The organism is Kosakonia sp. CCTCC M2018092 (assembly GCF_003864115.1).
GTDB lineage: Bacteria > Pseudomonadota > Gammaproteobacteria > Enterobacterales > Enterobacteriaceae > Kosakonia > Kosakonia cowanii.
Window position 1 is genome coordinate 4,138,608 of the sequence record NZ_CP034225.1, and the last position, 10,323, is coordinate 4,148,930.

11 protein-coding genes are annotated in these 10,323 nt (G+C 52.3%); 3 read left to right on the forward strand and 8 right to left on the reverse strand.

Annotation, left to right across the window (positions count from 1 at the left end; all coding sequences use genetic code 11):
- Positions 1 to 69 precede the first annotated feature (69 nt).
- Both EH164_RS19540 and EH164_RS19545 read left to right on the forward strand, forming a co-directional pair.
- A complete protein-coding gene (locus tag EH164_RS19540) occupies positions 70 to 765 on the forward strand; it encodes a hypothetical protein (RefSeq protein ID WP_124970201.1) in 696 nt (231 codons plus the stop codon).
- A 6-nt stretch (positions 766 to 771) separates the two neighbouring features.
- Complete coding sequence (locus EH164_RS19545) at positions 772 to 1,188, forward strand: hypothetical protein (RefSeq protein WP_124970203.1); 417 nt, start codon at positions 772 to 774, stop codon at positions 1,186 to 1,188.
- A 38-nt stretch (positions 1,189 to 1,226) separates the two neighbouring features.
- Here EH164_RS19545 and EH164_RS19550 read toward each other — a convergent pair whose 3' ends face one another.
- The 8 genes from EH164_RS19550 to symE form a co-directional block, all read right to left on the reverse strand.
- The gene (locus EH164_RS19550; RefSeq protein WP_124970206.1) at positions 1,227 to 2,180 is read right to left on the reverse strand and encodes a fimbrial protein; all 954 of its coding nucleotides are present in this window, start codon (positions 2,178 to 2,180) and stop codon (positions 1,227 to 1,229) included.
- Positions 2,177 to 4,684, reverse strand: a complete 2,508-nt coding sequence (locus EH164_RS19555) for a fimbria/pilus outer membrane usher protein (protein WP_124970209.1) — start codon at positions 4,682 to 4,684, stop codon at positions 2,177 to 2,179. Before EH164_RS19555 ends, EH164_RS19550 begins: the two co-directional genes overlap by 4 nt.
- 10 nt (positions 4,685 to 4,694) lie before the next feature.
- Positions 4,695 to 5,375 carry a molecular chaperone gene (locus EH164_RS19560; RefSeq protein WP_124970212.1) on the reverse strand — a complete coding sequence of 227 codons (681 nt, stop codon included), beginning with the start codon at positions 5,373 to 5,375 and terminating at the stop codon, positions 4,695 to 4,697.
- A 73-nt stretch (positions 5,376 to 5,448) separates the two neighbouring features.
- Positions 5,449 to 5,970 carry a fimbrial protein gene (locus EH164_RS19565; RefSeq protein ID WP_124970215.1) on the reverse strand — a complete coding sequence of 174 codons (522 nt, stop codon included), beginning with the start codon at positions 5,968 to 5,970 and terminating at the stop codon, positions 5,449 to 5,451.
- A 344-nt stretch (positions 5,971 to 6,314) separates the two neighbouring features.
- A complete protein-coding gene (locus EH164_RS19570; protein ID WP_124970218.1) occupies positions 6,315 to 6,926 on the reverse strand; it encodes a tyrosine-type DNA invertase in 612 nt (203 codons plus the stop codon).
- A 226-nt stretch (positions 6,927 to 7,152) separates the two neighbouring features.
- Complete coding sequence (locus EH164_RS19575) at positions 7,153 to 7,575, reverse strand: hypothetical protein (protein ID WP_124970221.1); 423 nt, start codon at positions 7,573 to 7,575, stop codon at positions 7,153 to 7,155.
- Positions 7,572 to 8,270 carry a hypothetical protein gene (locus EH164_RS19580; protein ID WP_124970224.1) on the reverse strand — a complete coding sequence of 233 codons (699 nt, stop codon included), beginning with the start codon at positions 8,268 to 8,270 and terminating at the stop codon, positions 7,572 to 7,574. The genes EH164_RS19575 and EH164_RS19580 overlap by 4 nt, the downstream gene beginning before the upstream one ends.
- A gap of 535 nt (positions 8,271 to 8,805) precedes the next feature.
- Positions 8,806 to 9,147 (reverse strand): endoribonuclease SymE, encoded by a 342-nt coding sequence (gene symE / locus EH164_RS19585; protein WP_124970227.1) that lies wholly within the window; start codon positions 9,145 to 9,147, stop codon positions 8,806 to 8,808.
- Positions 9,148 to 9,721: 574 nt separating this feature from the next.
- Here symE and queD point away from each other — a divergent pair.
- Entirely contained in the window at positions 9,722 to 10,084 is a 363-nt protein-coding gene (queD, locus tag EH164_RS19590; RefSeq protein ID WP_124970230.1) for a 6-carboxytetrahydropterin synthase QueD, read from the forward strand.
- The last annotated feature ends 239 nt before the right edge of the window (positions 10,085 to 10,323 follow it).

The following is a 10,323-nucleotide window of genomic DNA, read 5'->3' on the forward strand; positions in this document are numbered from 1 at the left end:
ACAACATGTTAGATTGACGGGAAATTAAGTCCCCAAAGCACTATACACATGGATTGTGAGGTTAGAAGTATGAGCCGACGTGAAGATATTCTGGACCCTTCCAGATTTTGGTCTGAATCAGCAATAAAAAGCGGTCTTTTATATTCAGATGTCTTGGGATGGCTCGATATGGGGCATGCCCGTGGTGATGATATCCGGGAGTTATTAGCGCGTTTTGCTGCGGGAGAAGCCAGTGGTAAGGAGCATTACGAAATCAAATATGAACAAAAGATGGCAATAAGCCGGCTCAATACTGGCCGCTTCAGTATCTGGCGGATAAAGCGGGGAAGAAGTATAGAAGAGCGAAGAAGTATCATTCTTGCCATGATGATGGACACCGCAGTGGCGTTCGAAAACTGGCAGGCCATGCCATGGTTCAGTTGGTTCACCGATAGCGGCTTCAGTAGTGAAGATTTGGTCTCGGATCTGTTCGGTTTCTATAGAGTTAATTTTCCCCGCATTTACTGGCGAGATTTGCGTATTGCCAGCAAAGAATCAGCACTACGCCGATGGGACTACTATGGCCCTGTCGGTGACTACAAAAACACTGGATTTTTACCGTTGCTCTTCCCTGATCCCATCGATAAACAGCTATGCTATCGCGCACCTTACAAGGCTCAGCTTCCGAGGTTTATGATGCAGGTTACGCCTTATAAATTGAGACCGGGTGATGACACTGTGTATCGCACTAGTAAAAGAGCAGGTATCTCAGTTGCAATGGAGTAACTACAAGTGAATAAACTAAAAAGAGCGTCAATGCTTATTCTGCTGGTCATCATTGGCTTTGTGCTGATTGATTGCAGCATGCAGAAAGTTGCAGAGCGCCACGAAGGTTATACCCAGGCAAACCTGTGGGCCTATTATCTTTACACCGACAGCGACATTCGCCATGCGCCGAGAGCCTCGGAGAAATATCACTTCACCTTCACCGCCGAGGATGGCACTCAGCCAAGGGACAGCAGCATTGTTTACGGCCCGGGCGCTGACATAACCGTTATCAGAAATTATTTAACCTCACTGGGATACGCCAGCGTAAAGCGTGAAGGCCTGCTGGAAAGTTGGCAGCGCGAAGGGGAAAACACGCCCTACTTTGTTATTACCCGGGATCCGCAAACACGGACGCTGACGCTGACTCGCTCTAGTTTTTAAATAGGCTTTTCTCTTACCGCGCCATTTACTCCGAGCACTTACCGGTAAGTTAAGGTAAAGGTCGCTGTTGCACTGGCGACACCTGCGCTGACGCGAGGGGCAGTCTGGTAATAGCGAGCTTTAAACTGGACGGTCTCGGTGCCGCCGCCGGGCGAGGTGTAGTAAATCCTGCGCTGCCCAAAACGCACCGCCCGATCGTCGGGCGCGAAATAGAGCTGCACACCGACGCCCGTTGCCGCGATATCGCCAGGCGCGCTGTCCAGATTCATCACGCCCGGCACGTTTGAGGGATGCTGTTCTGCGTCGACCTGGACGTAGATACGGGCGTCTTTATCGCACTCCAGCTCAATCCAGAAATCTTTCCATTCGGTATAGGCGCCGGGGCCATAAAAGTTCGATTTTTCATGGTCGCCCAGCAGCACATAGAGCTCCGGTGTCAGGATCGTGCAGGCCGTGGTGGTAACCGTGTTGGTGCCGCCCAGCATGACATTGGCAAAATAGAAGCGGCTGTCAATTGAGGCGCGCGCCAGCACGCCGGGGGTCAATGTTCCCGGCGTGATCGCGCCGGTTTTGATTAATTCCGCTTTCATACCGGCACCGATATAGACACTGGTGTTCGGCGGCACGCGCTGATCGTAAGGCAGCTGTTTTCGGGATCCGATATTGGTTAAGCGAATCCCCACACCGGGCAAATTCGTTGCATAAATTCTGTTTCCGATGGCGCTCTGAGCGCGCCACTGGCTCATCTCCCAGCGGTAAACCCAGCTCTCATTACATCCGGCGATGTTGTTCCCGCCGTTATAGGCACTCGTAACTGCCGTCGCAATCACGATACCGACAGGCGTATCACGTTGTACCGAGACGTTGCCGAAGCTGATGGCATTGCCGATCTCACCCGCCAGATTGCTGGCAAAACCGCAGGCGGCCTTCGCGCCGCCGGAGAGGGACCAGATCACCAGCAGGCCGGAGAGTGATTTTACGAACCGCGTCATGCCAGGCACTCCTGTTCTGTTTCAATTACTGGGCTGTTGCCGACGTTGTCCGGCAGGCGAAAATGGACTTCACACTGCTGATCCGCGTTCCATTTCACCTTAAGTTTCCCTTCATCCGGCACGCCCGCGAGATAGACCACGCCGTCATCGCCGACGATGCCGCTGCTCCCCTCTTTAAGCGTTGCCTGAGCGCCGAACGGCACCGGTCGCCCCTGATAAGAGAGCTTCATCAGCACGCGCCACCCGACCCGGGTGTTGAAGTTCGCCATCACCACGGCCCCTTGCGTCGGGGTAACGGTTTGCACTGCGCTATCGATATCCACCTCATCGCCAAGGGTAGTGGTATCCAGCACCAGGCGGTTTTTCCGGTACGGCGTGACATAAGGCACAACCGCATAGCCACGCCGGTCGGTGTAAAGACCGGTGTTGTTCTGCACTTTCGCATCACGAGCGTCCGGCGCTTTCAGCACGGCCAGCGTCTGGCCCAGCGGCTGGGAGAGAGTTATGCCGTGCGGATGGGCAACCACGCCGCCTTTCAGACCGTAGTTAATCTGCTGAAAGTGCGCGTCATAGTTGTAGCCGCCGCTTATCTCACCCTGCCCGCCTTTGTAACCGGCGCTGAGACTCCCCGCACTGCCCGCGCCGTGATAACTGTGGCTCTGCTGGATGCTGTAGCTCAGGTTGTTGTCGGCAAGCGTCGTACCGCTGAGCCCCACCTGCTGGCGGGTATTGCCGTGCCGTGCGCTGTTCAGGCTGTAGCTCGCCCACGCGTTGGGCAGAAAACGGCTGAGCGGCACCTGGACGCTGAAGGCCAGCTGCTGCTCTGCGGGCTGTACGCGAGCCGGATAGGTGTTATAGCTGTAGGCGAGGTTGTAACTGATGCCACTGAAATTACCGCTCCAGCCGGTGCTTAGCGTGCGTTCGTAGCCCTCCTCCTGCCAGAAACTCTGCTGATAACCGGAGAGATAAAGCGAGCCGTAATCCCCCACGCTCTGGCTGAGATCGAGCTGAAGCTTCTGCCGCTTGTGGTTCCCTCCTCGCCAGTGCTGATTGCCCTCGATGCGCCGATCGTTCGCCTCCTGAAAGGTGTAAAACCCGGCGGTGGAGTAGCGGTACGCCGCAAGGGTGAAGCGGGTATCGGTGGCCTGAAAATCCTTTGCATATTGCAGCCGGTAGGAGTGGCCGTGGTGAGCGTCGTTGCGGTTCAGCGTGCTCTGGGCAACCGACATATCGGCGGACAGGGAGCCGAGATCGCCAAGCCCAAAACCGAGCCCTGCCGCCCCGGCGTGGTAATTTTGCGCTGCGATCGCGCCGCCAAAAAGGGTAACGGCGCGCGGCAAGCCGTAGATAGCCGTCGCCTGACCGAAGGCTGGCTCATCGCTGGTTCTGTTACCGCTGCGATACTTCCCGGCAGTCAAAGCATATTTCAGGCGACCTTCGCGCTGCATAATCGGCACCGCCGAGAAGGGCTGGGTAAAAGTGCGTTCGCTGCCGTCCGCCTCTTTGATGGTGACGGTGAGATCGCCACTGCCGGAAGTGGGATAGAGATCGCGGATAACAAACGCCCCGGGCGCGACGTAGCTCTGGTAGATGATGTAATCATTCTGCCTGATGGTCACCTGCGCACTGGACTGGGCGATGCCGCGGATCACCGGGGCAAAGCCGCGCAGGCTGTCCGGCAGCATGTTGTCGTCAGAGGCGAGCTGCGCGCCGCGAAACTGCACGCTGTCGAAGATCTCCGAGGTCGTGTAGCTGTCGCCAAGAGTCAGCTGCCCCTTCAGCCCTTTGATGTTGCGTTGCAGATAGGTGTTAATCGACGCCCAGCGGCTGCCCTGGTCGCTGGCGTAATGCCCGGTCGAGTCGTTACGCAGCCGCCACGCCCCGAGGTTCACCCCGCTTTGCAGGCTGGCGTAATAGCTGTCGCGCGAGCCTTTACCTACATCAAGCCAGCGATGGCTACCGCTGAGGCTATAGTTCAGCAGCGCGGCGGTCACTCCCTCGTCCCACTCGGCGGGATCAACATCGCCTCTGGCATGCGCATCCATCGCAGCCTGCGGCAGGCTAACGTTGAGCCTTAACTGGCTGAACCGCAGTTCGGCAGCGGCCATCGGGATGTAATGGTCGATATCCTCAAGCGGTGCCTCCGGCGACAGCGCCGCCAGCCCGGGAAAGGCGTCGATTCTCACTCCCCAGCCCCGCAGCATCGCGGGCGTGATCTGCGCATGCAGTCGCTTGTCTGTGCCCACGATAAAAGCAATATCCTGCGCCTCCCCCTGCTTTTCACCATTCACATAGACAGTCACGCGGTAGGTGCCCGGCAACTGACCGTCCGGTTCAGCAAAGAAGGCGAGATCGGCTACCGGCTGGCCCGGGTTATCAAGCTCCAGCGCATGAAGATTAAAGATCTCGCGCGCGTCCGCATGGCGCAGGTAGCCGGGCAGCAGCAGCACTATCGGCACCAGTGCCGGTAACAACGCCCGCTGCCGCGAAGTCGGGGTTTTCATCACCGTCATCTCAGAGCGGCCGATGTTCAACCCGGCTGACGCCGCCGTAATCGCTGATCGCCTGCCAGCTGACGCGCGAGACCGCCGCCGAGGGTAGCGTAAAGCTGGCGTTGCCCAGGGGCGGCACCATATCAACGTCCTTAACCTCTTTTCCGTCCACTTTCAGGGTGAAGAGCGTGACGTAATAGGGCGTGGGATTGGTGACGGTCAGGCGATTGCCGCGATGCGTGAACCGCAGATTCTGATAAGCGCTTCCCGGCTCGCCCGGCAGCCCGCCGGGGCGGTAGAAAAGCTTGATGCGCGATTTGATCACCACCTGCAGCATGTTGATGCGCGCAACGCTGTCATCCATGGCGGGAATCGATTTAACGTTCAGCCAGAACACCGACTCGCGATCCTGCGCCAGCGCGCCGCCCGTGCGGATGATGCGCAGCAGGTTCTCTTCATCCGCGTTGATGCGAAACAGCGGCGGCGTGACGATAAAGGGCGCTTTGCGACCCTGCTCACCGTTATCAACCCAGCTCTGCACCAGATAGACATTTGATTTATCCGGGTTGCGGACGGAGAGCGAGGCCTCTTTTTTATCACCGTCATAAATAACGCGCGTCCCACCAATCACGATCCCGGACTCTGCCGGCCCACAAAGCAGAGCCAGCAGCAACGCCAGCACAACATGCAGATGCCTGTTCATCTTCTTCTCTCCGGACACCATCCTTGTTATGCGGAGATACACCGTTAATGTGTATCTCCGCGTCAGTCGGGCATTAGCGGTAATTCAGAGTGAACTGCGAGGTGGCGTTAGCCGTACCGGTGGTGACTGTCGTGCCGGTCGAGACATAGCGGGCGGTGAAGTCCAGCGTGTTGCTGCCTTCATCGAGGGTGTAGTCGCCCGAGGCCGAGTAGAGCGGAATGGCAGAGCCATTTTTATCCGCAATTTCGATGCCGACCCCGCTCGCAACGTTACTTCCGCTGTCCAGCGACAGCAGGCGCTGATTAACCGCATGCGCGGTGCCGTCGAATTTCACTTTCAGCGCGGTGACGGTGTCGGGGCAATCATTGAGCGTAATGCTGAAGTGTGTCGGGGCCGCTTTCAACCCAGCAGAGCCGTTGAGCGTCGTCACGGAGACTTTACCTAAATCAACGTTCATGCTTTGCGAACCGCTGTCGACCACGCAGGTCTGGTCGGTGATGCTGCCGGTGAAGTAGATAGTGCCGTCTGCGGCCTGCGCCGCGCCGGCAAGCCCTATCCAGACGATAAAAGCCGTGTTTGCTAACCGCATTTTCATTTTCTTCTCCTTGATAAAAATGACGCAGAGCCATGCCCTGCTCTACAACGGCGGCGAAAAAATCCGCGTCAGACTTTCCCGTTAGTGCCAGAGTGTTGAGTTCAGCGGAAGATTTTTAAAAACTGAGAAAGGCAGCATAAAACGTCAGGGAACGCGCTTTTTGGCAAGATTAGAGAGATAAAATAACGGGACGTTGAGAAGATAACACTGGCAACGTGAACAACTGGATCACGTTGCCAGTAAAGGTTAATGCATTATTACGACGTGCTTGCAAAAAATAATGGTTTAAAAACAGCAAGATAACGTCTTGCCTGAAGAGGCATCAGAAAAATTTTGACTCTACCCTAAATTTTTCTGATACTACTTTGCGATTTGGCACTAAATGTTTGATTTTGCGAAACATCTCCCCAGACATTCAGAAACCGTTGCGTGTTGGTGGCCGTGTAGATCACCGTATGCCGGATGTTCCGGTGCCCGAGATAATCCTGTATCAGACGCGTATCGCGCCCCAAATCCGCCAGCGCGTAACCGCACCCGTGCCGCAACATATGCGGATGAGCGGAGATGCTGATACCCCCCAGTTCGCCATAGCGTTTAAGCAGCAACCTCACCTGGTGACGCGAGAGCGGCCCGCCTTTTTGCGAGAGGAAGAGCCAGTCGCTGTCCGCATCCCGCCAGCGGCGACGCTCGTTCAGCCAGCGCGTCAGCGCAGGCAGTTCGGTATCAAACAGCGGATGCTGCGTGGAGAGGCTGTTTTTGAGCCGCCGGACGTAGACTGACCGCCCCACCAGATCGATATCCGACAAGCGTATATCGCACAGTTCGCTGACGCGCAGCCCGTGTAAAAAACACATCTGGATGAGGCAGTAATCCCGCGCAAAATGCAGCCCCCGGTCTGTTGCCAGCAATATTTGCCTCACCTCGTGGCGAGTCAGGTGTTTTCTCTTAACTGACATTGTCTTACTCCTTACTTAAAAAAGGGGAATAAAATCAGGCCAGTACCGTGAATGTAGCCCGGCCTGAATCCAGCGACAGAATAGCATTTTGGAAAGGGGGAGTTGGGGAGGAATTTTTTTAGGGGTTATTGGGGTTATTTGGCTAAGGGTAGGATTCTGCGTAATGGGAGGGCATCAGAAATGTCCCCCGCATTATTTATACTTTTTAGCAGAAGAAGTATTTAAATTAGGGCTTCTCTACCACCGATACAATGACGGTTTCTGGCTTCGATACGACACCAACCGAGACAGAGGTTTTGGAGTCAGCGCCTTGCCAGCACTCCCCTTCAATATCGCAGACACCAAGACGCTTATATCCATTTTCTTCAAGATAGGTCTTTATTCTGCTCGCATCTGTGGTACCCGAAAACGTCACATCGTAAATAAGCAGATCCGGGCCGGTGACATTGGAATACCCGAACCGATAATTTTCAGACACGCGCGGTATTTTCTTTAACACTTCTGGGGTGAAAAATTCGTACTCCCGTTTATCCTGCTCCGTATAGTTAGCGCTTTCAGCAAAATCCATTTTGACGTAGGGCCATGCGTAAACCAGGCATGCGGCGATGACGGCAATCGTTGCGAGTAAAATTTTCGTAGAGATTTTCATACTATCGGTGCGCCCTTTCCTGATTGCATAAAGCTTCCATTAATGGTTGATATAGCTACGTTGCCTGAGTTCCAGTCAGTATAAGGCCGAATGGTTTGCAAGAAAGCAGGTAAATGGCCGTGATGCGGGCTGGCATTGGGGAAGCGTTCAGGGTCCGGGAAAAGAAGGGGCTGAAAAGTTTCATTTTTCCATGAACCTATTTCCCCGTAATAGTCCCAGCGCTTGAGGGCTTCCTCTTTGCTGACCGGGTGTAACAGCGGGAAAGGGTTGATACATGACATGATGCGATAAAATCCAAGCAAATCAGAAACAAGATCCTCACCACTGAATCCACTGTCAGTAACGAGATTATTAGGGAATGCTCCCTGAAAGCTTTCAAATTTTTGGGCTAATGTCATCATCATTGAAAGCGCGATGCTCTGGCGTTCGGGATAGGTTCTCCCCTTCTTGATGTGCCATCTTATGTACTTTCCCAGCCGAATAACGCGCCGCCTGTCAGCCATTGATTGCGAATAGGTGACATAGTAGGACGCATCCCTTTGTGATTCACCTATTTGAAACTGATTCCACAGTTTCAAGATATCTGCCCCCTGAGCATGCCCTAAATCAATCCACCCCAGGACTTCGGTATAAATCAGCCCTCTACGGCTTACACAGGCCATTGAGCCGTCAATAATATCCTCTCGTATACTCATCTTTGAATCTCCCTATCCGTTGTTTTACATAACCCCAAAAAGCCATGCGGATAGATTTTATGCAGTTACTTCGTTTTTCGTTAACTGAAAAGCACTGAGAAACTTCTTTTTGTGATGGATACTACGTTGTCAGGCATATTCCCTGCTTCCGATATCAGACACAGATGTCAGTTAGTAATAGCAGGATGTTTATTTACACATTCACTGTCTCGCCTCGGGCAGGAGAATCTCATAGCGTTTCGCAGAATGAGGTCTGTCCTCGCTCCCGCTAGCCATTAATAATTCGCTGAGGTGGGGTAATCACTCAACCGGTGCTTAACCGCTCATTCATTAAGAGAACGATTTTTAAAAATCTCTATAAGTACGTCCTGAGTATTTCTGCTTGTTCACCGGACGATTAAAGAAGGGTTTAAAAAGCTCACTCTGACGAGTTAAATGGCCCGCTTTCAGAGCCCGGGTAACGGACCTTCTGGTTGGAATGACCGCCTCCTGACAATGAACCGCTCCCGGGGCTTTACCGGGAGCGGATTTATATTCAGGCGACTTTCTGTTTACCGGAAATCACGCCTATAAACTCCTGCACCTGCTTCTGTTTCCGCGCTGAAAGCTTGCAGGCCCGGCGCAGCGACTGCATCAGTTCGCTCTCTTGAGGAGCGGCTTTTCGGGCGGTGAGCACAATGCACCCTTCCATTACTTTCACATCGACTCCCGTACCGCTGGTAAAACCGGCGGCTTCCAGCCACTGCCCTTTCATAATAATGGCGGGAATACGGCTGTAATCCGGATAGCGGCTCGCATAAGTTACGGTCAATTGACGGTTATTTGCCGGGGAGACTTCTGGTTCAAACGGTTGTGCAATAGAATGCGTGTCAGTCATGATTGCTATTCCCTATAAATAGTGATTGTGATGAGCGATGCGGGTGTGTTGCAGCACATCCGCATCGCGCTAAAAACCTGTACATATCACCAATAAACAGAAATAAAGTCCAGATAAAAACAGGATAAAATAAGCGCTTTCTGAAGCCATTCAAATATAAATACGAGACATTTACCCAAACAAAAAAAAATCAAAAGGCACACCAGACTAATGCATTAGAAAATAAGAATAGTGTTTTAGGCAAAGATATTAACACCTTTAGCCGCACGCTCGGCTTTGATTTTTACCGTTGATTGCCTGCACGCCCTTGATCAAGCACAAAGACAATGACTTAAAATCAGAGAGTCATGCAAAAATTAACGCACAAGATCTGTGCTTCCCGGCTCAGGATTATCTTAAAGTTTGGATGTCAAATTTATGCTGGGCACTTCCATATTATCGTTAATATTCAAAAGTAGCCTAGCTGTACCTGGACCTGAATAAACTTGCCAAGACAATTGTTTTGATAGCTAACTCATAAAGGCTATGAAATTCTCCATCTTATTGATACCGTACAACAAAAAATGAGGTCGCCATGAAAACAACTTTGTACAAAGACTTTACCTTCGAAGCCGCACACAGCCTTCCAAACGTACCGGAAGGCCATAAATGCGGTCGCTTACACGGGCACTCTTTTGTAGTGCGCCTTGAGATCACTGGTGAAGTCGATAAGCATACCGGCTGGATTATCGACTTTGCCGAACTAAAAGCGATTTTCAAACCCACTTTGGATAGGCTAGATCACTACTATCTCAATGATATACCGGGCCTGGAAAACCCTACCAGCGAAGTGCTTGCTGAATGGATTTGGAGTCAGATTAAGCCACAACTACCAATCCTTAGTGCGGTAGTTGTGAAAGAAACATGCACTGCCGGATGCATTTATAGCGGTGAATAACAATTTATTTAGATAGCCATTTTTACATGGCTATCTATTTTTTTAAATCCTCATTATTATATATAACCAGCCTAACAAGAATATTTCATATATTGTAATGGATTAACAATCTATTTTTCGCCAATTCAATTTAAGTTATCCTAACTCAAACTTAATGCTAAAAAAGTAGTTGCAAATGAGATTTTACCTATAAAATCAATCACTCGATAATGAATTAAACACGTCGCTTTGTTATATTC